At 71.8% G+C, this 24,283-nt stretch carries 21 protein-coding genes and 1 pseudogene; 19 read left to right on the forward strand and 3 right to left on the reverse strand.

Translation table 11 applies throughout. The features are described from left to right. Positions 1-225: 225 nt before the first annotated feature. Both DJ017_RS08090 and DJ017_RS08095 read right to left on the reverse strand, forming a co-directional pair. Positions 226-2,037: an ABC-F family ATP-binding cassette domain-containing protein gene (locus tag DJ017_RS08090; protein ID WP_111528235.1), complete on the reverse strand. Its 1,812-nt coding sequence runs from the start codon at positions 2,035-2,037 to the stop codon at positions 226-228. A gap of 49 nt (positions 2,038-2,086) precedes the next feature. Then, positions 2,087-3,304 carry an MFS transporter gene (locus DJ017_RS08095; protein ID WP_165830565.1) on the reverse strand — a complete coding sequence of 406 codons (1,218 nt, stop codon included), beginning with the start codon at positions 3,302-3,304 and terminating at the stop codon, positions 2,087-2,089. 125 nt (positions 3,305-3,429) lie between these two features. On the opposite strand from DJ017_RS08095, the gene DJ017_RS08100 reads away from it, so the two are divergent. The 19 genes from DJ017_RS08100 (at position 3,430) to DJ017_RS20315 (ending at position 22,344) form a co-directional block, all read left to right on the forward strand. Further along, the gene (locus DJ017_RS08100; protein WP_111530018.1) at positions 3,430-3,888 is read left to right on the forward strand and encodes a YcgN family cysteine cluster protein; all 459 of its coding nucleotides are present in this window, start codon (positions 3,430-3,432) and stop codon (positions 3,886-3,888) included. A gap of 97 nt (positions 3,889-3,985) precedes the next feature. Next, positions 3,986-4,300: a hypothetical protein gene (locus tag DJ017_RS20065; RefSeq protein ID WP_133255413.1), complete on the forward strand. Its 315-nt coding sequence runs from the start codon at positions 3,986-3,988 to the stop codon at positions 4,298-4,300. A gap of 100 nt (positions 4,301-4,400) precedes the next feature. Next, positions 4,401-5,363, forward strand: a complete 963-nt coding sequence (locus DJ017_RS08105) for a DnaJ C-terminal domain-containing protein (protein WP_111528237.1) — start codon at positions 4,401-4,403, stop codon at positions 5,361-5,363. 69 nt (positions 5,364-5,432) lie between these two features. Next, positions 5,433-5,786, forward strand: coding sequence for a PepSY domain-containing protein (locus tag DJ017_RS08110; protein ID WP_227000070.1), 354 nt, complete (start codon positions 5,433-5,435; stop codon positions 5,784-5,786). 29 nt (positions 5,787-5,815) lie between these two features. Then, positions 5,816-6,517, forward strand: a complete 702-nt coding sequence (locus DJ017_RS08115; RefSeq protein WP_111528239.1) for a response regulator transcription factor — start codon at positions 5,816-5,818, stop codon at positions 6,515-6,517. 22 nt (positions 6,518-6,539) lie between these two features. After that, complete coding sequence (locus tag DJ017_RS08120; protein ID WP_111528240.1) at positions 6,540-7,922, forward strand: ATP-binding protein; 1,383 nt, start codon at positions 6,540-6,542, stop codon at positions 7,920-7,922. A gap of 86 nt (positions 7,923-8,008) precedes the next feature. Next, complete coding sequence (locus tag DJ017_RS08125) at positions 8,009-9,445, forward strand: hypothetical protein (protein WP_111528241.1); 1,437 nt, start codon at positions 8,009-8,011, stop codon at positions 9,443-9,445. A gap of 41 nt (positions 9,446-9,486) precedes the next feature. Beyond that, on the forward strand, positions 9,487-10,569 hold the full coding sequence (ccmI, locus tag DJ017_RS08130) for a c-type cytochrome biogenesis protein CcmI (protein WP_111528242.1): 1,083 nt from the start codon (positions 9,487-9,489) through the stop codon (positions 10,567-10,569). Continuing rightward, positions 10,566-11,054, forward strand: coding sequence for a cytochrome c maturation protein CcmE (gene ccmE, locus DJ017_RS08135; RefSeq protein WP_111528243.1), 489 nt, complete (start codon positions 10,566-10,568; stop codon positions 11,052-11,054). The genes ccmI and ccmE overlap by 4 nt, the downstream gene beginning before the upstream one ends. After that, a complete protein-coding gene (locus tag DJ017_RS08140) occupies positions 11,051-13,024 on the forward strand; it encodes a heme lyase CcmF/NrfE family subunit (protein ID WP_111528244.1) in 1,974 nt (657 codons plus the stop codon). The genes ccmE and DJ017_RS08140 overlap by 4 nt, the downstream gene beginning before the upstream one ends. After that, positions 13,021-13,473: a cytochrome c-type biogenesis protein gene (locus DJ017_RS08145; protein ID WP_111528245.1), complete on the forward strand. Its 453-nt coding sequence runs from the start codon at positions 13,021-13,023 to the stop codon at positions 13,471-13,473. Before DJ017_RS08140 ends, DJ017_RS08145 begins: the two co-directional genes overlap by 4 nt. Positions 13,474-13,629: 156 nt before the next feature. Beyond that, positions 13,630-15,207, forward strand: coding sequence for a Do family serine endopeptidase (locus DJ017_RS08150; RefSeq protein ID WP_111528246.1), 1,578 nt, complete (start codon positions 13,630-13,632; stop codon positions 15,205-15,207). Between the two features lie 34 nt (positions 15,208-15,241). Continuing rightward, positions 15,242-15,913, forward strand: coding sequence for a response regulator transcription factor (locus DJ017_RS08155; protein WP_111528247.1), 672 nt, complete (start codon positions 15,242-15,244; stop codon positions 15,911-15,913). Positions 15,914-15,932: 19 nt separating this feature from the next. Beyond that, complete coding sequence (locus tag DJ017_RS08160) at positions 15,933-17,336, forward strand: sensor histidine kinase (protein ID WP_111528248.1); 1,404 nt, start codon at positions 15,933-15,935, stop codon at positions 17,334-17,336. A 38-nt stretch (positions 17,337-17,374) separates the two neighbouring features. Beyond that, positions 17,375-20,260, forward strand: a complete 2,886-nt coding sequence (locus DJ017_RS08165; protein WP_111528249.1) for a bifunctional [glutamine synthetase] adenylyltransferase/[glutamine synthetase]-adenylyl-L-tyrosine phosphorylase — start codon at positions 17,375-17,377, stop codon at positions 20,258-20,260. A gap of 75 nt (positions 20,261-20,335) precedes the next feature. After that, entirely contained in the window at positions 20,336-20,818 is a 483-nt protein-coding gene (locus DJ017_RS08170) for an EF-hand domain-containing protein (RefSeq protein ID WP_227000071.1), read from the forward strand. A gap of 44 nt (positions 20,819-20,862) precedes the next feature. Further along, positions 20,863-21,411 (forward strand): RNA polymerase sigma factor, encoded by a 549-nt coding sequence (locus tag DJ017_RS08175; RefSeq protein WP_111528251.1) that lies wholly within the window; start codon positions 20,863-20,865, stop codon positions 21,409-21,411. Position 21,412: 1 nt separating this feature from the next. Continuing rightward, a complete protein-coding gene (locus DJ017_RS20310; RefSeq protein WP_165830566.1) occupies positions 21,413-21,850 on the forward strand; it encodes a hypothetical protein in 438 nt (145 codons plus the stop codon). Then, positions 21,847-22,344, forward strand: a complete 498-nt coding sequence (locus DJ017_RS20315; protein WP_165830567.1) for a periplasmic heavy metal sensor — start codon at positions 21,847-21,849, stop codon at positions 22,342-22,344. The genes DJ017_RS20310 and DJ017_RS20315 overlap by 4 nt, the downstream gene beginning before the upstream one ends. Positions 22,345-22,350: 6 nt before the next feature. Here DJ017_RS20315 and DJ017_RS08185 read toward each other — a convergent pair. Then, positions 22,351-24,123 (reverse strand): annotated as a pseudogene (locus DJ017_RS08185) (PAS domain-containing sensor histidine kinase); the annotation flags it as partial. Positions 24,124-24,283 lie beyond the last annotated feature (160 nt).

Consider the following 24,283-nt stretch of genomic DNA (forward strand, 5'->3'; position numbering starts at 1 on the left):
CTCCGCTCGCTTGTTTGGATCGGTTTCCCGCTCCGCCCTGCGCCGCAGTTCCTCTCGGCGACTTGACGTTCCCACCGAACCCGTTATGAGGCAAGCGCCCGACCTCGCCCCGGTGTGGGGAAGCCGTCAAAACAGTGTGAATGAACTGTTAACGATTGGCGGATGGCGGGCTGTTTCTCCTGAAAATTCAAAGCGCTCGATTTATCCACAGGAAAGCCGCGCCGCTCAGCGCCCGGCCTCCAGCGCCTCGCGCCGGGCTTCCAGTTCGAGCCATTCCTCCTCGGCGGCCGCGAGCTGTCCCTGAGCCACGTCCAGCGCCCGGCTGAAACGGTCGAAGGCGGCCGGATCGCGGCTGTAGAGCTCGGGGTCGGCGAGCGCCTTTTCGAGGGTGGCGATCTTGCCCGGCAGGTCGTGGATCAGGCCGTCGAGCTCGGCGAGGCGCCGCTGCTCCTTGTTGGAGAGCTTGGTCGCCGCGGCCGGCGGGGCGGCTGGCTTCGGCGCGGCGGCCTTCGCCGGCGGCGACGCGAGGGCCGGACGGCCGAAGAAGCCAGGGTTCTGGCGCATGAAGTCCTGCCAGCCGCCCGGCGTCTCCACCGCCCGGCCCGTGCCGTCGAGGCCGATGGTCGAGGTGGCCAGGCGATCGATGAAGTCGCGGTCGTGGCTGACCAGGATCAGGGTGCCGTCGTAGTCGGCCAGCAGGTCCTCGAGGACGTCGAGGGTCTCCATGTCGAGGTCGTTGGTCGGCTCGTCGAGGACCATGACGTTCGACGGCTGGGCCAGGGCGCGGGCCAGCAGCAGGCGATTGCGCTCGCCGCCGGAGAGGCTCTTCACCGGCTGGCGCACCTGGGCGTCGGTGAACAGGAACTCCTTGGCGTAGGCCGCCACGTGCTTGGGCTGGCCGCGGACCAGCACCTGGTCGCCGCCCTGGGGCGTCAGCACGTCCTTCAAGGTCATTTCGGGCGAGAGCACGCTGCGCGACTGGTCGATGTAGGCGACCGTCAGGTTGGTCCCGAGCTTCACCTCGCCGGCGTCGGGAGCCAGTTCGCCCAGGAGCAGCTTCACCAGGGTCGTCTTGCCGGCGCCGTTGGGCCCGACCACGGCCACCCGGTCACCGCGCAGGATGCGGGTCGAGAAGGCCTTGAGCACCGTCTTCTCGCCGAACGCCTTGGTGATCGCCTTGGCCTCGATCACCCGCTGGCCCGACATGCCGGAGGAGGCGACGCCCATGGAGAGCGCGCCCCGCACCTCGCGCAGGCGCTCGGCGCGCTCGTCGCGCATGGCCATCAGCTTGCGGCGGCGGCCCTCGTTGCGCGCGCGCCGAGCGGTGACGCCGCGGGCGAGCCAGTGCTGCTCGCGCTCGATGGCCTTGTCGAGGCGGCGGGCCTCCTCGGCGGCCTGGGCCTGGATCTTCTCCGCCCAGTCGTCGAAGGCGCCGAAGCCCTTGTCGAGGCGGCGCACGGCGCGCTGCTCGAGCCAGAAGCAGCGGCGGGTCACCCGCTCCAGGAAGGCGCGGTCGTGGCTGACGATGAGGGCCGCGGCGCGGCAGTCGGCGAGCTCGGCCTCGAGGATCTCGATGGCGAGGATGTCGAGGTGGTTGGTCGGCTCGTCCAGCAGGAGGACGTCGGGGTCCTCGGCGAAGGCGCGGGCCAGGGCGGCGCGGCGGATCTCGCCGCCGGAAAGGCCCTGGGTGGACTTGGCCGGGTCAAGGCCGAAGTCGGTGAGGGTCGCCTCGGCGCGATGGGCCGCGGCGCCGCCGGCGGTGGCGTGGTCGAGCAGGGTGGCGCCCTCGATCGCCGGCTCCTGGGGCACGAAGGAGATGCGGGTGGCGGGGCCGAGCGTGCGCTCGCCCGCGTCGGGGGCGGCGTGGCCGGCGAGGATGCGCAGCAGGGTCGACTTGCCAGCGCCATTGCGCCCGACGAGGCAGGCCCGGACGCCCGCCTCGAGCGCGAGATCGACGCCGTCGAACAGCATGACCGGGCCGTCGGCGAGCCGGACGTCCTTCAGGGCGAGGATGGGGGCTCTGGCGGCGGGTCTCATGGGCCGGCTGAGATAGAGCCTTCCGGCGAAGGCGCAAGGCCGCGCGCGATCAGGCCGCGGCGGCGGGCTCCGGATGGGTCGTCGCGTGCAGGGCCGCCGCCACCGCGAGGCCGAGCGCCAGGAGAACGGCGCCGAGGACCAGCACGCCGTGCGCGTGGCCCTCGCGGACCGCCAGGGAGGCGAGGAAGGGGCCGAGCGCGCCGGCCAGGACCTGGGTGGCGCCGCTCTGCACGGCGGCGCGCCGCGTGGGGTCGGCCTCGATGGTCATGGGCACCAGGAACGGCCCGATCGTCCCGCCCGCCATGCCGGCGAGGCCGGTGACCAGGATGAACCACCAGGCCGGGGCCGAGACCGCGAAGGTGATCCAGGCGAGGGCCAGGGCGGCGGCACAGCCGGCGAAGACCCAGATGTAGCGGACCCGGCCAGCCAGGGCGGTGGCGAGAATTCCGCCGAGGATCTGGGCCCCGACGCCCGCCGAGGCTGCGGTGCGGCCGGCGCCGTTGGCAAGTCCGGCTTCGTGGGCCAGCGGGATCAGGTAGACGCCGACGGCGGCGATCGAGCCGGAGAAGCCGAGGGTGGCGAGGAGGGCGATCCAGCCCTTCAGCGGCGGCGCGCCGGAACTCTCCTGTTCGGTCCCCGGGACCGCGCCGTACTCGCTTGGCCCGACGAGAGCGACGAGGGCGCAGAGGACGCCGGTGGCGGCCAGCAGGGCATAGCCGCCGTTGGCCCCGAAGTGCGGCAGGACGTAGGCCGTCAGCGTCATGGCCGCGGCGAGCTGGGTGAGGCCCATGCCGGTGAACATGAAGCCCGCCCACCGCTCGGGCGTGGCGGTGCGCGAGATCAGGCCGACGGCGATCCACAGCAGCACGCCTTCCGGCACGCCGGCCAGGAGACGGATGATCAGCACCTGATCGCCGCTGGCCCGGAAGGTGGCGAGATTGACGAGCACGAGGAGCAGGCTGGCGACCACGCCCACCAGGCGAAGGCGGCGGGGCTTGAGGAGGATGCCGGCGAGGCCGGTGGCCAGGCCCATGCTGAGCGCCTCCAGCATGGCGGTGCGGCCGATGCCGGCGGCGGTCAGGCGGTGCTCGTCGGCGAGGGCGGCGAGCAGCATGCCGAGCACGCCGGCGCCGACGAGGGCAAGGACGCCGAGGGAGATGGCGGCGGCGGTCTCGAGAGGGGTGAACGGCGCGCCGGCGACCTCGGCGACCATGTCGTCGGGGCTGTCTTCGGCTGCGGGCGCGATCGCCTCGAGGCCCTGACTCATCCTTCCCTCCCGTTTTCTTTTGAGCATCGCGCGGCGGCGGGCGGGTTGGCCAGAGTGAAAAGCCAGACTGAAAAGAAAGCCAGGCGCCGCTTGGGAGTTCGGCGCAACCCGACTAGATGACCGCCATGGCCGGCCAACCCTTCTGGCGACGCAAGACCCTGGAACAGATGACCGCCGCGGAGTGGGAGAGCCTCTGCGACGGTTGCGGCCTGTGCTGCCTGGTGCGCTTCGAGGACGAGGAGACCGGCGAGGTCATCCCGACGCGGGTCCACTGCAAGCTCTTCGACCCGCAGGCCTGCGTCTGCACCGACTATGCGAACCGCAAGCGCCACGTGCCGGACTGCATCAAGCTGACGCCGCACAACATCGAGGCGCTGGAGTGGATGCCCAAGAGCTGCGCCTACCGCCGCCTGCACGAGGGCCGCGACCTGGCCGACTGGCACCCGCTGATCTCAGGCGATCCGGAGAGCGTCCATCGGGCCGGCGTCTCGGTGCGGGGCCAGACGATCAACGAGGACGTGCTGGCGGATCCGGAGGACGCTCTCGACTTCGCCGCCGCGGATCTGCTCGACGAGCGCGGCTGATCAAGCTTGGCCGTGACGGCCGCGTGGCCTAGGACCGTCATGGACGAGGTGGGGTCTCTCCGCGAGCTCTCCGGTCCGTCACGAGGGGGGAAGATCGATGATCGGCGTAGCGATGGCGCTCGCAGCGGGCGCGGCCGCCGTTTCCGGCGGCGAGACGATGCCTGCCGCCGAGGTGTCTCAGCTTTCGAATTGCCTGCTCGGTACAGGCCAGAGTGTACAGCCTGCTGATTGCCCGGCCCCCAAGGAAGCGATCATCCGGCTTGGCCAACCCGTCCCTGGCTTCCAGGGCCTGGTCACCAGCATCACCCGACCGCAACATTTGGCTCCCAATGGCTGCTGGGCGATGGTTCAGGTCGGTGGCAAGAACGTGGTCCTGATCAGCTATCGGAACTGCGTCGCTCGCCGCCCCTGAAGTATGTGGCAAAATTGCCACAGACGCTCTTGCGTGCAAGGGCGAACGGACCAATCTAAAAGGCCAAGTTCTTCTAGCGCTTTTAGACGAGGTCCATCGCTTGGCGCGCGACCCCTATCAGGAGCTGGGCGTCTCCCGCACCGCGAGCGCCGACGAGATCCGCAAGGCCTTCCGCAAGCTGGCGAAGGCGAACCATCCCGACACCAACCCCGGCGACAAGGAAGCCGAGGAGCGGTTCAAGCGGGTGAGCGCGGCCTTCGACATCATCGGCGACGCCGAGAAGAAGAAGAAATTCGACGCCGGCGAGATCGACGCCGACGGGCGCGAGACCTTCCGCGGCTTCGGCGGCGGGCAGGGCCCCTGGGGCTCCCGGCCGGCGGGCAACTACGACACAGGCGGCTTCGGCCGCGGCGGCGGCTATCGCGAGAGCTTCGAGGGCGTCGACCTCGGCGACATCCTCGGCGAGATGTTCGGCGGCGGTGGCGCGGCCGGGCGCGGCGGCGGCGGCGGCCGAGGCGGCGGCTTCGGCCCGTTCTCCCAGCGCGGCTCGGACGTGCGCGCCAAGCTCGAGATCGACATCGAGGATTCCATCCGCGGCGCGAAGAAGCGCATCGCCTTCTCCGACGGCCGCACCATCGACGTAACCATTCCCAAGGGCGCCCAGGAAGGCCAGACGCTTCGGCTGAAGGGCCAGGGCGCCCCCGGCCGCGCCGGCCCTGGCGACGCGTTCATCGAGCTGGTCATCGCCCCGCACCCGATCTACCGCCGGGAGGGCGAGGTGCTGGTCATGGACGTGCCGGTGACCGTCTATGACGCAGTGCTGGGCGGCAAGGTCGAGGCGCCGACGCCCGACGGCCCGGTGACCCTGACCATCCCGAAGGGCGCCAACACCGGCGCCAAACTGCGCCTGAAGGGCCGCGGGCTCTCCGACACCGGCGGGCGGCGCGGCGACCTGTTCGCCCGGCTGGTGGTGACCCTGCCCGATACGCCGGGGCCGGAGCTGGAAGACTTCGCCGAGGAATGGAAGAAGAAGCGGCCCTATCAGCCGCGGCGGCGTGTGTAGACAAAGCCTAAGCGTGGCATAACCAGCCATTCAGGCTGGGTTCAGTCCGGGTGGGCAAGGGTGCGCTCCATGAAGTGTCGTATGGCCATCGCTGCGCTCCTCATCGCCACGGCGGCTCCGCTGTCGGCGGGCCTGGCGGTTCCGGGCGCGGCCTGGGCGCAGGAAGGACTCCCGTCCCTCGGCGCCGGTCGGGGCGATCAGGACCAGGCGCGGGCGGCGGTCCGCGCCGGACGCCAGATCCCGCTCGCGCGCGTTATCCAGATGATCGCCGCGCGGACGCCGGGCCGGATGCTCAACGCGACCGTGGGCGATCAGGGCGGCCGCCCCGCCTATTTCGTCCAATGGCAAAAGCCAGACGGGCGCGTGGTGGTCTTCGTGGTCGACGCCGAGAGCGGCGCGATGATCGGCCAGCAGGGCGGCTAGGCCAGAATTTCGAAAGGGACGCGGAAACCTTGCGCATCCTGCTTGTGGAAGACGATCCGGATCTGTCGCGCCAGCTCAAGCTCGCGCTGAGCGACGCCGGCTATGCGGTGGACCATGCCCCCGATGGGGAAGAGGCCCAGTACCTCGGCGAGACCGAGCCCTATGACGCGATCATCCTCGACCTCGGCCTGCCGAAGGTGGACGGGGTGTCGGTGCTGGAGCGCTGGCGGCGCGAGAACATGACGACGCCGGTGCTGATCCTCACCGCCCGCGGCGCGTGGAGCGAGAAGGTCGCGGGCTTCGACGCCGGGGCCGACGACTACCTGACCAAGCCGTTCCACACCGAGGAGCTGCTGGCGCGCCTGCGGGCGCTGCTGCGGCGCTCGGCCGGCCATGCCGCGCCGCACCTGTCGTGCGGCGGGCTGCGGCTCGATCCGCGGGCGGCGCGGGCCAGCGTCAACGGCGAGCCGCTGCGGCTCACCTCGCTGGAGTACCGGCTGCTGCACTATCTGATGATGCACCAGGGCCGGGTGATCAGCCGCACCGAACTGGTCGAGCACCTCTACGACCAGGACTTCGACCGCGACTCCAACACCATCGAGGTGTTCATCGGCCGCGTGCGCAAGAAGATCGGGGCCGAGCGGATCGAGACGGTCCGCGGGCTCGGCTACCGCCTGACCTGCCCGGCCAACGAAGTCGGCGAGCAGGCCGGCGGCTCGGCCGGCGCGTGACGTCCTAGGGCGGGCCAAGGGCATGGCCTTCGAGGCGCTCCGCCGCCCCTCGCTCGCGCGGCGACTGGTGCTGCTGGCGCTGGGCTGGAGCCTGGCGGCGCTGGTGGTCTCGGCGCTGGTGCTGGCCCTGCTCTTCCAGCAGGCGGCCCTGCGCCGCTTCGACCTCGGGCTTTCGGACCTGATCGACAACCTGACCGCCGGGGCGACGGTGGACCAGGGCCAGGTCTATGCGCCGGTGCTGACCGACGAGCGGGCGCTGCGCGCCTATTCCGGCCGCTACTGGGAGATCGCCGAGCGGGCGCCCGACGGCAGGATCCGCGCCCTCGTCCGCTCCCGTTCGCTATGGGACTCCGAGCTGCATCCGCCCGCCGACCTCGCCCAGCGGGTCGGGGCCAACCCCGGCCAGCCGGTGACCTTCTCGACGCCGGGACCGCTCGGCGAGCCGCTGCGCGCCATGGCCCGCCAGGCGAGCTATCCGGGCCGGGCGACGCCGGTGATCTTCTTCGCCGCGGAGGACCGTTCCCCCATCGACCGCGACGTGCGGGCGTTCGTCGCCTGGACGGCCGGCGCCTTCCTGCTGCTGGGCGCCGGGCTGATCGCCGCGGTGATCGTGCAGGTGCGCGTCGGCCTGCGGCCACTCTGGGCGCTGCGGCGCGAAGTGGCGGCGGTGCGCCGCGGCAAGGCCGAGCGCATCGAGGGCGAGTTCCCCATCGAACTGACCCCGCTGGCCGAGGAGCTGAACGCCCTGATGGCCCACAACCAGGAGGTCGTGGAGCGCCAGCGGACCCACGTCGGCAACCTGGCGCACGCCCTGAAGACGCCGATCTCGGTGATGATCGCCGAGGCCGGCCAGCAGCCGGGGGCGCTGGCCGAGGTGGTCTCGCGCCAGGCCCAGGTGATGCAGCAGCACGTCGACCACCACCTGCGCCGGGCGCGGGCTGCGGCGCGGACCCAGGGCCAGGGCGAACGCACCGAGGTGGCCGAGGTGCTGGACGAGCTGGCCCGCACCCTGACGCGGATCTTCACCGACAAGGGCGTCGAGATCGACTGGGACTGCGACGAGGACCTCTATTTCCTCGGCGAGCGGCAGGACCTGATGGAGATCGCCGGCAACGCCATGGAGAACGCCTGCAAGTGGTGCAAGGGCAAGGTCCGCGTGCGCGCCGCGGCCAAGGGGCCCGAGCGGTTCGGCCTGACGGTGGAGGACAACGGCCCGGGGCTGCGGCCCGAGCAGCGCGAGGCGGCGCTGATGCGCGGCCAGCGGCTGGACGAGAGCGCGCCGGGCTCGGGGCTCGGCCTTTCGATCATCGACGAGCTGGCGAGGGCCTATCGCGGCAGCCTGAGCTTGAGCGACTCCACGCTCGGCGGCCTGCGCCTGGAGGTCGACTTACCCCGCGTTGGGTAACGCGGTTTCCTTAACTTCGGAAAAGCTTAACCCGAACAACGGCAAGGTTCGAGTTCGCGGAGCCCCTCCGCGGCTCGGAGTCCTTCATGGCCGCTCTTTCGGAGCGCAAGATCGAGATCGTTCGACAGATCGTCGAATCCGCTCCCGACCGGGTGGTCGGCGGGCTGGAAGCGGCGCTGTCGGAGACCTCCGAGGACTCCGCCCTGGCGGGCGTTCGCCGGCTCGTGGACGCCGAGGCGCGCGACCGGCGCCTGCGCAACGGCGTGCTGCAGCCCATCGCCCCGATGTGCGTGGGCGACGGCAAGGACCCCGCGCGGCTGACCTTTCCCGCCCGCGCCCTGGCGGCGGTCTGGCGGGGTCTGAAGGAGACCGCGCCGGAGGCGGTGTCGGACGCCGCCGTGGCGATGATCGACTACCGCCCCGGCGAGAGCCCCAACGAGCCGTTCGACCATCTGGTGCGGCTGGCGGCCAACGCCCTGCGCAACCGCGCCAGCCGGGATTTCGAGATCGCCGCCGATGTCTGCGAGGCGGCGCGCCCCGGTGGGGCGGAGCTGTTCGCCCTGTGCCTGGACCTGTCGCCGGTGGTTCGCCGCGCCCTGCCCAAGCTGCCGGAATGGATCGCCCACTTCGGCAAGGACACCACGGCCGCCGCCAAGCTCGCCTACAAGGACGCCGTGGCGATCGCGGACGACGCGGGGCCGCGCTTCTTCGACATGCTGTCGGCCCAGCTCGCCCATCCCTGGATGGTGCTGCGGATCATCTCCGCGGTGATGACCAAGCCGACCGAACGCTACCTCGCCGATTCCGAGATGTCGGGCTTCGGCCAGCGGGTGATGCAGGAGATCGAGGACACGCTGAAGGCGGTCTCCAAGCTCGACCCCCTCGCCGGTCCCGAGGCCGGCCGCGTGGCGGCCAAGCAGGTGGAGCTGATCACCTTTCTGGTCAGCGAGATCGAGACCTGCGTCGAGCTCTCCAAGGAGCACGGCTGGGGCCACGAGATCACCAAGCACCGCAAGAGCCTGGCGGCGGTGGTCGAGTCGCACCTGCGCAGCGCCGACAAGTTCGCGCGCGCGGCCCTGCCGACGCAGCCGCCCAAGCTGCGGCGCATCCGCCGGCAGATGCCGAAGCTGAACCTGATGCCCGATCCGGTGGCGGTGAAGCGGGCGATCACCCTGCTCACCTTCTCCCACGAGGTGCGCGCCAGCGCCAACTACGGCGGTTTCGCCGCGGCGCGCGGCAAGCTGCTCGAGGGCCTGGGCGAGATGCTCGACAACTATGTCGAGGAGCTGCTCGACCTCCTGCGCACCGGAGACGCCGAGGACGAGGGCGTCGGCTACGCCTTCATGGAGGTGGCCGCCGAGATCAGCCACCTGGTGCGCGACGAACGGGCCGCCGAGCTGGTGCGTCGGCGCACCGCCGCGGTGCGCCAGCAGTCCGAGCCCTACGAGTATCGCGGCGACGAACCGGGCGATCCGGTGCGCAGCAGCCGCTTCGACGGCTTCGACGAGTTCGACGCGCCATGACGCACTCGCGCGCCTAGGCGGTTTCGGCTACACGGCCCGGCATGATCTTGTTCTGGGTCGCAGCCGGCGTGCTCTCGGCCGCCGCGGCTGGCCTCATCCTGAGCCGCGCCGCCCGGGCCGCCTCCGTGTCGGAGGACCCGGATCCCACGCCCGTTCTCTATCGCCGCCAGCTGGCCGAGATCGACGAGCTGGCCGAGCGCGGCCTGATGGGCGAGGCGGAGCGCAAGAGCGCCCATGCCGAAGCCGGCCGCCGCCTGCTGGCCGCCGCCGAGGCCGAGAAGAGCCCCTGGCGCGTGGAGCCGAAGGCGCGCATCGGCGTGCTGGCGGCGGTGATCGCCGCGCCGGCCCTGGCGCTCGGGATCTATCTGGCGCTGGGCGCGCCCGGCATGGCCGACCAGCCGTTCGCCGCCCGGATGAAGGCCTGGCAGAAGACCAATCCGGCCGAGCTGTCGGCCAGCGAGCTGGCGGCGGTCCTGAAGAAGCTCACCGCCGAGCGGCCGAACGACGCCGAGGGCTTCCGCTACCTGACGCTGGCCGAGGGCGCGGCGCAGAACCCGGCCGAGGCGGTGCGCGCCGCCCGCCGGGCGGTGAAGCTCGCGCCCGATCGCGCCGAACTCTGGGAGGCGCTCGGCGAGGCGCTGGTGGTCGAGGACCAGGGCAAGCTCTCGGACGAGGCGTTAATGGCCTTCCGTGAGACCGTGAAGCGCAATCCCAAGGCGGTGGTGGCCCGCTTCCACCTCGCCCGGGCCCGCATCGAGGCGGGGGACAAGGCCGGCGGCCTCGCCGAATGGAAGAGCCTGCTCGGCGAGCTGCCCGCCGACGATCCCCGCCACGAGGCCCTGGTCCAGGCGATCGCCGAGAAGGAAGGCCAGGCCGCGCCGCCGCCGGCGTTCAGCGGCGGCCAGATGCAGATGATCCGCGGCATGGTCTCTGGCCTTGCCCAGCGGCTGAAGACCAATCCGGACGACCCGCAGGGCTGGGTGCGGCTGGTGCGCGCCTATTCCGTGCTCGGCGAGACGGCGCAACGCGACGCCGCGCTGAAGGCCGCCCGCGCGCGCTACGCCTCGCAGCCTGATATCCTCCAGCAGTTGGACGCCGCCGCGAAAGCGGAGCCGATGAAATGAGCCTGTTGCCGAAGTCACCCAAGGCGCGCCGCCGCCTGATGCTGGTCCTGGCCATCGCCCCGGTGCTGGCGATCGCCGTGGGGCTGACCCTTTGGGGCCTGCGCGGCTCCATCTCGTTCTTCTACACCCCGACCCAGGCCGCGGCCGCCAAGCCGCCGCCCGGCCGCTCGGTGCAGCTCGGCGGGCTGGTCGAGAAGGGCTCGGTGATCAAGCATCCCGACGGGCGGGTGGAGTTCACGGTCGCCGACCAGCACGCCGCCGACAAGGTGGTGTTCCAGGGCGACCTGCCGGACCTGTTCCGAGAGGGGCAAGGTGTGGTGGCGGTGGGCGCGTTCCGCGACGACGGGGTGTTCGAGGCCAAGAACGTGCTGGCCAAGCACGACGAGCGCTACATGCCGCGGGAGGTCGCCGACCAGCTGAAGAAGCAGGGCGAGTGGCGCGGCGGCGGGGCGATGCCCGACTACGAGAAGGCCGAGCGTCCATGATCGCGGAGTTCGGCGCCTTCGCCCTGATGCTGGGCCTGGCCTTCGCCATCGCCCAGTTCGTGCTCTCGGCCGCCGGCCGCGTGCGCCGCTCGAGCGTCCTGGCGGCGGCCGGGGAGGGCGCGGCGCTGGCCTCCTTCGCCGGGGTGGCGATCGCCTTCGCGGTGCTGATGCACGCCTTCGTGACGTCGGACTTCTCGGTCGCCAACGTGGCGGCCAATTCGCATACCGAGAAGCCGCTGCTCTATCGCGTGGCCGGAACCTGGGGCAGCCACGAGGGCTCGATGCTGCTCTGGGACCTGGCGCTGACCGGCTATGGCGCGGCCATGGCCGTCTTCGGGCGCAGCCTGCCCCGCGGCCTGAAGTCCTCGGCGGTGGCGACCCAGGGCCTGCTGGGCGTGGTGTTCCTGGCCTACACGGTGTTCGCCTCGAACCCGCTTATCCGGCTGGCGCGGCCGCCGGTGGAGGGCCGCTCGCTCAATCCGCTGCTGCAGGACCCGGCGCTCGCCGTCCACCCGCCGTTCCTCTACGCCGGCTACGTCGGCATGAGCGTGGTCTTCTCCCTGGCCGTCGCCGCCCTCATCGAAGGCCGGGTGGACGCCGCCTGGGCGCGCTGGGTGCGGCCCTGGGCGCTGGCCGCCTGGAGCCTGCTGACCGTCGGCATCACCCTGGGCGCCTTCTGGGCCTACTACGAGCTCGGCTGGGGCGGCTGGTGGTTCTGGGATCCGGTGGAGAACGCCTCCTTCATGCCCTGGCTGGTGGCCGCGGCCCTGCTGCATTCGGCGATCGTCACCGAGAAGCGCGGGGCGCTGGCCGGCTGGACGGTGTTCCTCGGCCTGGCGGCGTTCTCGTTCTCGATGCTGGGCGCGTTCCTGGTGCGCTCCGGCGTGCTGACCTCGGTCCACGCCTTCGCCGTGGATCCCAAGCGCGGCGTGCTGCTGCTGATCATCCTCGGCGTCATGGCGGGCAGCGCCTTTTCGCTGTTCGCCTGGCGGGCGCCGAGCCTGAACCAGGGCGGGGTGTTCGCGCCGGTGAGCCGCGAGAGCGCCCTGGTGCTCAACAACATCCTGCTGGCCGCGGCGACGGCGACGGTGCTCCTGGGCACCCTGTTCCCGCTGATCCGCGAGGCGGTGACCGGCGAGCCGATCTCGGTCGGCCCGCCCTATTTCAACCTGACCTTCACGCCGCTGATGGCGGCGCTGATCCTGATCCTCCCGGCCGGGCCGCTGCTCGCCTGGAAACGCGGCGACGCGCACGGCGTGGCGCAGCGGCTGTGGGCGGCCGCGGCCCTGGCGGTGCTGGCGGGCCTCGGTACCTACGCCCTCGTCAGCCCCCGGAAGGCGTTCGGGGCGCTCGGCCTGGCGCTGGGCGCCTGGCTGATCGCCGGGGCGCTGGCCGAACTCGCCGAGCGGACCCGGGCCTTCCGCGTCCCGGCGGCGGAGAGCTGGCGGCGCCTCACCGGCCTGCCGCGCGGCGCCTGGGGCATGACCCTGGCCCACCTTGGGCTCGGCGTGTTCGTCATCGGGGCCTGTTTCGAGACCGGCTGGAAGGCCGAGGCGGCCGAGACCCTGCCGCTCGGCGGCACGCTCGACGTCGGCGCCTATCACCTGGTGCTCGAAAAGGTCAGCCCGGTGGAGGGGCCCAACTACGACGCCGACCGCGGCGTGATCACCGCCACCAGGAACGGAGCCTTCGTCTGCCGCGCCGAGCCGGAACGGCGGCTCTACCTGGCCAACGGCCAGACGACGTCCGAAGTCGCGATCTGCGACCGGGGCGCGAGCCACCTCTACATCGTGCTCGGCGAGCAGCGCGACGCGGGCGGCAAGCCGGTCTGGCTGGTGCGCGCCTACTGGAACCCGCTGGCGATGCTGATCTTCGCCGGGCCGGTGATCATGGCGCTGGGCGGGCTGATCTCGCTCTCCGACCGCAGGCTGCGGATCGGCGTGCCCAAGCGGCGGGAGCAGGCGGCGTGAGCTGGCGCACCGCCTTGGCGGCCCTGGCCGGGGTCTTCCTGCTGGCGGCGGCCTCCGATCCGGCCGAGCGGCTGCCGGACCCGGCGCAGGAGGCGCGGGCCCGGGCGCTGATGCAGGACGTGCGCTGCCTGGTCTGCCAGAACGAGTCGATCGACGATTCCGAGGCCGAGCTCGCCAAGGACCTGCGCAAGATCGTGCGCGAGCAGGTGGCGGCCGGGAAGAGCGACGATGAGATCAAGCAGTTCCTGACCGACCGCTATGGCCAGTTCGTGCTGCTCAGGCCCGCTTTCGACCCGGCCAACCTGGTGCTGTGGATCGCGCCGTTCGTCGTGGTCGGCTTTGGCCTTCTGCTGCTCATCGGGCGCCTGCGGAACCGTCAGGCCGATGCGGAGCTTTCGCAGGCAGAGGAAGAAAGGCTGGCCAAGCTTTCGGAGGACGGGCCGGCCTGACATCATTGCGCCGCAGATCGGTCCGAATGCCGAACGGAGGCTGTCCTAAACGTAACTTGTGAGTAGTTGCGCTCTCGTGCATCGAACCTAGGTTGTCAGTGTGCGCCGGACCGGATGTTCGGACCGGATGTTCGGGGCGCGCAGGGAAAAAGGCTTATGACCTCCAAGAAGACCGGTTACCTGTTTGGCGCCATCGCGGGCGCCGGCGTCATGGCGGCCGCGGTGGCGGGCGCGGGAATCCGCCTGCCGGCCGCGCACCCCGGCGACGGCCAGGTGATCAAGGCCTCGACCGCACCGATCTTCGCCCCGCCGCCCGGCGCGCCGATGTCCTTCGCCGACATCTTCGAGAAGGTGTCGCCCGCGGTGGTGTCGATCAATGTGACCAGCCGCGTCGACCCGAGCCTCCTGCGCCGCATCCCGGGCCTGGAAGGCCTGCCGTTCGACATCGTGCCGAAGGGCGGCCAGGGCGGCGACGACGACGAGGGCGGGGCGACCCCGCCCAAGGGCGGCCGCACCGAGAAGGGCCAGCCGAAGCTGCCGACCCAGCAGTCCTCCGGCTCCGGCTTCTTCATTTCACCGGACGGCTACATCGTCACCAACAACCACGTGGTCGAGAACGCCGAGACCATCAAGGTCGTGCTGAAGGACGAGCGCGAGCTCGACGCCAAGGTGGTCGGCCGCGACGAGGCCACGGACCTGGCGGTCATCAAGGTGACCGGCGGGCCGTTCCCGTTCGTGAACTTCGAGAACTCGGCGCGCCCGCGGGTGGGCGACTGGGTGATCGCGGTCGGCAACCCGTTCGGCCTGGGCGGGACGGCCACGGCCGGCATCGTCTCCGCCTACGGACGCGACATCGGCGAGACCTTCGTCGACTACATCCAGATCGACGCGCCCATCAACCGCGGCAACTCCGGCGGGCCGACCTTCGACATCTACGGCCGGGTGATCGGGGTCAACACGGCGATCTTCTCGCCCACCGGCGGCTCGGTGGGCATCGGCTTCGCCATTCCGGCGGACGTCGCCGAGCAGGTCACCCAGCAGCTGATCCGCGGCGGCAAGATCCAGCGCGGCTACATCGGCGCGACCATCCAGAACTTCACCAGCGAAATGGCCGAGGCCCAGGGCCTGGGTGACCAGAAGGGGGCGATCGTCTCCGACCTGGTGCCGAACGGCCCCTCGGCGAAGGCCGGCCTGCTGCCGGGCGACGTGGTGGTGTCGGTCAACGGCCGTAGCGTGAAGAGCTCCTCGGAGCTGACCCGCGAAGTGGCCAAGGGCCGGCCGGGCGACGTGCTGCGCCTGGACGTGATCCGCGACGGCCGCCACCGCACGGTCGAGGTGCACTCTGGCGTGCGGCCGTCCGAGGCCGAGCTCGCCGCCAACGACAACGGCCAGCGGGGCCAGGGCGGCGGCGGGGCGACCCCGCAGGCGCCGGCCGCGCCGGCGGTGCTGGGCCTCAAGCTCGCGCCGCTGGACGATGCGACCCGCCGCCAGCTCGGCTTGCCGGCCGAGGTGCGCGGGGCCGCGGTGCTGTCGGTGGACGAGAGCTCCGACGCCGGCGAGAAGGGCCTCAAGCGCGGCGACGTCATCGTGCGCGCCGGCGACCGGGCGGTGACCAGCGCCGCCGACGTGGCTGCGGTGGTCGACCAGGCCAAGAAGGCCGGCCGTCCGAGCGTGCTGGTGGGCGTCTATCGCGGCGGCCGGACCCTGTTCCTGCCGCTGAAGATTTCCAAGTAGGATCGTTCCGCAAGGAATCGGCCGGGGGGCGGGCATGAAGATCCTGATCGTCGAGGATGATCTCGAGGCGGCCGACGCCATGGCGCGCGGCCTCACCGAAGCCGGCCACGAGTGCGTCAAGGCGGCGGACGGCGAGGAGGGCCTCGGCGCCGCCCACGCCGGCCAGTTCGACGTGATGATCGTCGACCGGATGATGCCCAAGATGGACGGGGTGACCCTGATCCAGACCCTGCGCCGCGAGGGCGACGGCACGCCGGTGCTGTTCCTCTCCGCCCTCGGCGAGGTGGGCGACCGGGTCACCGGCCTGCAGGCCGGCGGCGACGACTACCTGGTCAAACCCTACGCCTTCGCCGAGCTCATCGCGCGGGTCGAGGCGCTCGCCCGCCGGCGCGAGACCGGCTCGGTGGCGACGGTGCTCAAGGTCGGCGACCTCGAGATGGACCTGATCGGCCGCACCGTGCACCGTCAGGGCAAGGAGATCGACCTGCAGCCGCGCGAGTTCCAGCTCCTGGAATTCATGATGCGCCACGCCGGCCAGTCGGTGACCCGCACCATGCTGCTGGAGAAGGTCTGGGAGTACCACTTCGATCCCCAGACCAACGTCATCGACGTGCACATCTCGCGCCTGCGTTCGAAGATCGACAAAGGCTTCGACCGGCCGATGCTGCAGACCGTGCGCGGCGCGGGCTATCGGCTCGACGCCTGAGCCGGCCGGCGCCTGAGCCATGCGCCTCCCCCGCATCTTCCGGACCACCGCGTTCCGGCTGACGCTGCTGATCCTGGCGCTGTTCGCCTCGGCGTCGCTGGCGTTCCTGGCCTACATCTACGTGGCGACGGCGAGCGAGGCGACGCGCCGCACCGATCGCGAGATCGTCCAGGAGATGCGCTCGCTCACCGGGGCCTACGACCGCGCCGGGCTCGACGCGGTGAACCAGTCGCTGATCGAGCGGGCGGCCAGCGAGCGGCCGTTCCTCTACCTGCTGATGGGGCCGGACGGGAAACGGATCTCGGGGTCGATCGAGGCCTCGCCGGTGGAATCGTTCCGCGGCGACGCCAGCTGGACGACGTTCTCGGTCACCGACCAGGACGCTCATGGGCGGACCTTGAAGCACCCGGCCCGCGGCCTGCAGGAGCGGCTGAAGGGCGGCGAGATCCTGTTCGTGGGCGCGGACGTGGGCGAGGACGAGGCCTATCTGGTCAAGGTGGTCCGCGCGCTGTGGGGCGCTGGCGGGCTGGTGCTGATCCTCGGGCTCTGCTGCGGGGTGCTGGTGAGCCGCAACGTCAGCCGCAGCATGGCGGGGCTGGCCGGGGTGCTGGAGGCGGTGAACAACGGCGACCTCGGCGCCCGTGCGCCGGTGCGCAACACCCGCGACGAGTTCGACGAGCTGGCGCAGGGCCTCAACGAGATGCTCGACCGGCTCGAGCGTTCGATGGCCGGCCACAAGCACGCCGGCGACGCCATCGCCCACGACCTGCGCTCTCCACTGACCCGGCTTCGGGCCCGGCTCGAGGCCGCCTATCTCGACGTCGAGGCCGGCAAGGCCGATCCGACCCAGGCCATCGAGCAGGCGCTGGAAGACACCGACGGGGTGCTGAAGACCTTCAACGCGGTGCTGGCCATCGCGCGCCTGCAGGCGGCGGGCTCGGCGCCGGACCCGGTGCTGTTCGACCCGGCGGAGCTGGCGGCCGACATCTCCGAACTCTACGAGCCGCTCTGCGAGGACAAGGGCATCGACTTCGCCGCCGAGCTGACCAAGGGGCTGCAGGTCCGCGCCAACCGGGAGTTCATGGCCCAGGCGCTGGCCAACCTGCTCGACAATGCGGTCAAGTACACCCCCGCGGGTGGAGCGATCATGCTGCGCGTGCGGCGGCGCTCGTCGGGCGAGGTGGAGTTCTCCGTCACCGACACCGGGCCCGGCGTCCCCGAGGAGGATCGGGCGCGCGTGGTCGAGCGCTTCGTACGGCTGGAGAATTCGCGCAATCAGCCCGGCGCCGGGCTTGGCCTGTCGCTGGTGGCGGCGGTGGCCGAGGCGCACGGCGGGCGCATCGAGCTGGACGAGGGGCCCGGCAAGGTGGGCGAGTCCGGGCCGGGCCTCAGGGTCGCGCTGATCCTGCCTCGCGCCGGGTAAGGCTGGCGAACGGCGCAAACCCCTGGCAGTGAAGGGCCATGCCCTTGCTCGGCCAGACGATCCGTCCCTGTGGTCCCGTGGTGGACGCCAAGGCCGCGGCGCGGGCGAAGGAGATCATCGCCGAGACCTGCTGGACGCCGGCGATCGAGGCGGCGTGGCCCGCGCTCGAGCCGGTGTTCGGGGCCTCGCCCTATCTGGCGAGCCTTGCCCGGCGCGACCCCAGGCGCCTCGCCGCCCTGCTGGAGATCGATCCGGACGCACGGCTCACGGACATCCTGACGCGGACCGCGGCGGCTGCGGGGCTCGACACTGAGGCCGCCAGCGCCGAGCTCCGCCGGCTGAAGGCCGAGTTGCACCTGATGACCGCCCTGGCCGACCTCGGCGGGGTCTGGGACCTCGACCAAGTGACCGGCGCCCTCACCAGGTTCGCCGACGCCTCGGTGGCCGCGGCGCTGCGGGTGTCGGCGCAGGCCGAGCTCGACGCGGGTCGGCTGACGCGCATCGGCGCGGGCGAGGAGGGGCCGGTCCCGGGCTGGTTCTGCATCGCCATGGGCAAGCAGGGCGCCTATGAGCTGAACTACTCCTCCGACATCGACGTCTCGGTCTTCTACGACCCCGAGCGGCTGCCGCTGGCCGAGGGCGTCGAGGACCAGGCCTTCGCGGTGCGCCTGACCCACCGCCTGGCCGACCTGATGCAGGCGCGGACCGCCGAGGGCTACGTCTTTCGCATCGACCTGCGGCTGCGGCCGGACCCCTCCTCGACCCCGCCGGCGGTGCCCACCCCGGCGGCCCTGGAGTACTACGAGAGCGTCGGCCAGAACTGGGAGCGGGCGGCCTTCATCAAGGCCCGTCCCTGCGCCGGCGACATGGCCTCGGCGACGGCGTTCCTGGACGAGCTGAAGGCCTTCGTCTGGCGACGGAACCTCGATTTCGCGGCCATCGCCGACATCCATTCGATCAAGCGCCAGATCCATGCCCACAAGGTCGACGAGCGGGTCTCGGCCAAGGGCGTGGACCTCAAGCTCGGGCGCGGCGGCATTCGCGAGATCGAGTTCTACGTCCAGACTCAGCAGCTGATCCTCGGCGGCCGGCATCCGGAGCTGCGCAGCTCGCGGACCCTGGACGCCCTGGCGGCCCTGGCCACGGCCGGCCACGTGGAGCCGGCGACGGCGACGGAGCTGACCGAGGCCTACAAGACCCTGCGGGCCATGGAGCACCGCATCCAGATGCTGGCCGACGACCAGACCCACAAGCTGCCGGAGGCGGACTCCGACCGCCGGCGAGTGGCGGCGCTGATGGGCTCGGACAACCTGCGCAGCTTCGACGCCGGCGTGACCCGCCTGCTGAAGGGCGTCAACGCGCGCTACGGCGAACTCTTCCCCGAGGAGGAGCCGCTGTCGTCGCGCTTCGGCAGCCTGGTGTTCACCGGCGTCGACGACGACCCGGAGACCCTCGCCACCCTGGCGCGGATGGGCTTTTCCAATCCGCCGCAGGTCTCGCGGACGATCCGCAGCTGGCATCACGGCCATATCCCGGCGACCCGCACCGAGCGTGGCCGGGAGCTGTTCACGCGCCTGGCGCCGAAGCTTCTCGAGGCGGCGCAGGCCACCGGCGCGCCGGACGCGGCCTTCAACCGCTTCGTCGATTTCTTCTCGCAGCTTTCGACCGGGGTGCAGCTGCAGTCGCTGTTCCTGGCCCAGCCCCGGCTGTTCGAGCTGATCGTCGAGGTGATGGCCTTCGCCCCGCGGCTGGCGAACACGCTGGCGCGGCGGCCGGCGGCGATCGACGCCATGCTGGACCCGGCCTTCTTCGAGCCGATCGACATCGCCGAGGACCGCGCCGCCATGGCGCTGGCCCTGTCCCGCGCCGACGGCTTCGAGGCGGCGATGGACGTGGTGCGCCGGGTGCACCGCGAGCAGGCGTTCCGGGTCGGCGTACAGGTGATGAGCGGCACGGCCAGCGCCGAGGTGGCCGGCCAGGCCTTCGCCGACCTTGCCGACGTCTGCATCGAGGCCCTGGGGCCGGCGGCGCTGGCGGAGGCCGAGCGGCTGGGCGGGGCCTTCGAAGGGCATGTGGCGGTGGTGGCGCTGGGCAAGTGCGGCTCGCGCGAGATGAGCGCCGGGTCCGACCTCGACCTGATGACCTTCTATCGCGGCGCCGACCCGGCCGCGGCCTCGGCGGTGAAGGGCTGGGACGCGGCGACCTTCTACGGCCGCTTCACCCAGCGACTGATCGCGGCCCTGTCGAGCCAGACGGCCGAGGGCGGCCTCTACGAAGTCGACATGCAGCTGCGCCCGTCCGGCACCAAGGGACCGGTGGCGGTGAGCTTCACGGCCTTCGAGTCCTACTATGCCCAGGAGGCGGAGACCTGGGAGCTGCTGGCCCTGACGCGGGCGCGGGTGGTGTGGGCGACCTCCGAGGCCTTCGCCGCCGAGGCGCAGGCCGCGATCACGACCGCCCTGCGCCGGCCGCGCGACCGGGGGCGGACGGCGGTGGACGTGCGCGATATGCGCGAGCTGCTGGAGCGCGAGCGGCCGCCGAAGGGGGACTGGGACCTGAAGCTTTCGCCCGGCGGGCTGGTGGACATCGAGTTCGCCGCCCAGTTCCTGCAGCTGGCCCATGCGGCGGCGGACGGGCCGCTCGATCCGAACACCGCCCGGGCGCTGGCCGCGATGCGCGAGAGCGGCCTCGCGCCCGCCGCGCCGCTCGCCGACCTGGAGGCCGCCTGGCGGCTGCAGCAGGACCTGACCCAACTGCTCAAGGTCGCCCTCGCCGAGGGCGCCGATCCCACCGACGAGCCGGCGGCGTTCAAGAAGCTGCTGGCCCGGGCCGGCGGCGCACGGGACTTCAGGGCGCTGGTGAAGGCGCTGGGCGCAGCCCGCGTGGCGGCGCGGAAAGCCTACGACATCGTCGTGCAACCCTGATCGACGGAACTGGCGGCCTCGCCCGTGGAAGCTCTCGGACGGCGAGATGACGCGAACGGATTCAGGATGCCGACAATGAAGACGACCCTGCTCGCCGCCTCGGCCGCGGTTCTCCTTATGGCGGGCGCCGCCCAGGCGCAGGACGGCCCGCCCGCAGCCGGCCCGATGGGCGGCGGCTTCGGCATGCGCCAGCCGCCGAACTTCGACCTCGACCACGACGGCAAGGTCACCCTGGCGGAGTTCAGGAAGGGCGAGGCCCGGCGGATCGAGCGGATGTTCGCCCGCCTCGACGCCAACCACGACGGCAAGATCACCCGGGCCGAGCTCGACGCCGGCCTGCAGCGGATGGCGGCCATGGGCGGCGGCGGCGGCGCGCCGGGCCGCGCCGACATCTTCTTCCGGATGAACGACGCCAATGGCGACGGCGCCGTGACCAAGGCGGAGATGGAGAAGGCCGTGGAGCGGCGCTTCCAGGCCGCCGACACCAACCACGACGGCTGGCTCTCGAAGGGCGAGCTGATCATGATGCGGCAGAGGGCGCGTGGTCCGGGTCAGTAGGCAAGGACGCGTCCCTGACCCGTTCAGGATAGGCGAGATCAGGCTTGGCCGAGGCGGATCCCGACGAGGAGCTGCTGGCGCGGGTGGCCGATGGCGACCCGGCGGCCGTGCGCGCGCTCGTGGGCCGCAAGCTGCCGAGGCTGATGTCGCTTGGCCAGCGGATGCTGGGCGAAGCGGCGGAGGCCGAGGACATGGCGCAGGAGGCGTTCCTTCGCGTCTGGAAGCAGGCGCCGAGGTGGAAGCCCGGGCAGGCCAGGTTCGACACCTGGCTGCACCGGGTGGCGCTGAACCTCTGCTACGACCGGCTGCGCAAGCGGCGCGAGGTGGTGACCGATGCGCCGCCCGAGACGGCGGATCCCGCGCCCTCGGCCGAACGGGGGCTGGAGGCGCAGGACACCGCCGCCCAGGTCGCGGCGGCGATGGCGAAACTGCCCGAGCGGCAGCGCGAGGCAATCGTGCTTTGTCACTACCAGGAGCTCGGCAACATCGAGGCGGCGGCCGTGATGGGCGTCAGCGTCGAGGCGCTGGAGAGCCTTCTGGGACGCGGACGGCGGGCGCTGAGGGCGTCGCTGGCCGACATGGTGGAGCGGTGAAATGGGCTCGGTGAACGATCCCGGCATGACCCGCGAGCGGTTCGCGGCGCTCGCCGAGGCCTTTGGCGGCGAGGTGGCGCGCTGGCCGCTGGCGGAGCGCGACGGCGCGGCCATGCTGATGGCGGCCGACGCGGCCTGGACCGGCGAGGTGCTGGCCAAGGCGGGCGCGCTCGACGCGGCGCTCGACGCCTGGCGGCCGGCGACGGCGAGCGAGACCACCCTGGCGGCGATCCTGGCCTCGGCGCCCCGGCGGCGCGGGCCCCGCTGGCTCGCCTGGCTGTCGCCGGCGGCGCTGGGCGCGGGCTTGGCGGCGGCGTGCGCGGCCGGCGTCGTGGTCGGCGTGCAGGTGCAGCAGAATTCCAGCGACGCGCAGGAGGTGGCCGTGACCAACACCCTGACGGCGGTGTCCTCGACCTTCGACCTGGAGGAAGGCGCGTGAGCCGCCGGACCCTCATCATCCTGCTGTTCGTCTCCCTGGCGCTGAACCTGTTCGTGATCGGGGCGGCGACCGGCGCCTTCGTGCTCGGCGAGCGGATGCACCGCCGGACCATGGAGCCGCGCGGCGGGCCGGCGATGCTGGTTGCGGCCCAGGCGCTGCCCGACGAGGAGCGCGAGGCCTATCGCAAGGCGCTGCGCGCGCAGGCCGGCGCGGTCGGCCCGAAGCTGCGGGAGTCGCACAAGATCCGCCGCGAGGCCTGGGGCCGGCTCGGCGCCGACCCGCTGGACGCCAAGGGCATCGCCGCGGACCTGGATCACGCGCGGGCGCTTGAGACCGGAGCGCGCGGCGACGTCGACCATGCGATCCTGGAGTTCGCCGAGCACCTGCCGGCCGCCGACCGTGCGCGGCTGGGCCAGGCGCTGGCGCAGCCGATGCGCCATGGCGGCCATGGGGACCCGCGCGAGCGACCGCCCGCGCCGCCGCCGCAGCCTTAAGGCCGCTCAGGCGAAGGTCGGGATCCCGCTGCGGGCGGGGCTGTGGACCCGTTGGCGCACCGGCAGGGAGAAGCTGGCGGCGGTGCCCTGGCCGGGCGCGCTCTTCAGGTCGAGCACCCCGCCGTGCAGTTCGACGAGGGCCTTGGAGAGGGCGAGGCCGAGCCCGGTGCCCTGCTGGGTCTTGGCCTGCTGGTTCTCGATCTGCTCGAAAGGCCGCGCCAGGCGCTCAAGGTCGGCGGCCGAAATGCCGATGCCGGTGTCCTGGACGGTGACGCGGACGCGCTGGCCGCGCGGATCGTCGCGCACATCGGCCTTCAGGGTGATGCGGCCGCCGCGCGGCGTGAACTTCACGGCGTTGGAGAGCAGGTTGAGCAGCACCTGCTTCACCGCCCGGTAGTCGGCCTCGACCTCCGGCAGGTCGGCGAACTCGATGGTCAGGGACAGGCCCGCGGTGTCGGCGCGGTTACGCATCAGGCGGACGGCGTCCTCGGTCACCTCCTCGAGGCTCAGCGGGTCGAAGCGCAGGTTCATCTTGCCGGCCTCGATCTTCGACATGTCGAGGATGTCGTTGATGAGGGCGAGCAGGTGCTGGCCGGAGTTGAGGATGTCGCGGGCGTAGTCGCGGTAACGCTTGTCGCCGAGCGCGCCGTACATCTCGCCGACCATGATCTCGGAGAAGCCGTTGATGGCGTTCAGCGGCGTGCGCAGCTCGTGGCTCATGTTGGCCAGGAACTCGCTCTTGGCGCGGTTGGCGGCCTCGGCGCGGACCTTCTCGGCCTCGTACTTGCGGGCGAGCTCGGAGAGCTGCTCCTGGCTGCGCTCGAGGTTGACCACGGCGCGGCGGAGCTCCTGCTCGGAGGCCTTGAGCGCTTCCTCCTGCGCCTTGAGGGCGGTGATGTCGGCGGCCGTGACCACAAGGCCGCCCTCGGCGGTGCGCCGTTCGGAGATCTGCACCCAGCGGCCGTCGACCAGCTCGGCCTCGCGCACGTCGGCCCGGGCGCCGGGCTCGGGGAAGGCCTGGCGGATGGCTTGGCCGGCGAGGTGTTCCACCTGCTCCCGCGCCGCTCCGGGCTTGAGCACCTGCGGATCGAGGCGGAAATACTCGCGGTAGTTCCGGTTGCACATCAGCAGACGGCCGTGCTTGTCCCAGAGGACGAAGGCCTCGGAGACGCTCTCGATGGCGTCGCGCAGGCGGGTCTCGGCCGACTGGGCGCGGGCCTGGGCGAGGCGCTCCTCGGTGACGTCGAGAGCGACGCCGATGATCCGGGCGTAGCCGCCCTCCGGCGCCTGGCCGAAGCCCTGGCCGCGGGCGTCGATCCACACCGGCCGGCCGCCGATCAGGCTGGGCACCCGGAAGGAGACGTCGAAGCCGCCGTAGATGGCGGCCGTGGCGAGGGCGTCGCGCAGGCCGTCGCGGTGGCCCGGCGAGACCCGGTCGAGCACCTGCTGGCCATCGACCTCGCCGCCGCGCCAGCCGAACAGGGCGGCGGTCACGTCGCTCATGAAGAAGCGGTCGTTGATCAGGTCCCATTCCCAGATGCCGCAGCGCGCGGCTTCCACGGCGAGGCGGAAGCGCTGCTCGGAATCGGTCGAAGCGGCATGGGCCCGCTCCATGCGCCGGCTCTCGAGCACCAGCACGAGGCCAAGGCCCGTGGCCACCAGTAGCGGGGCGAGGAGCCAGGCGACCTGCTCGGGGAAGGCGGGCGGCGGAGACTGCAGTCGGCGGATGGCCGCGGCGGTGTAGGCGCCGAGGATCGCCAAGGTCGCGCCGATGGCGACGCGCACGAACCGGCGGGTAGGCGCGCGCGCGGGCGCAGCGGCATCGTTGCTGCCGCGCCGGCTCACCACGTGAGAAGCCCTTCCACGCCCGCCCAGCCCCCAAATCAGCCGAAGCACCCAGGAGTCTACGCGGCGGGAGTCACCTCGTCATTAAGATCGA

Origin of the sequence: Phenylobacterium soli, from assembly GCF_003254475.1 — a bacterium.
GTDB lineage: Bacteria > Pseudomonadota > Alphaproteobacteria > Caulobacterales > Caulobacteraceae > Phenylobacterium > Phenylobacterium soli.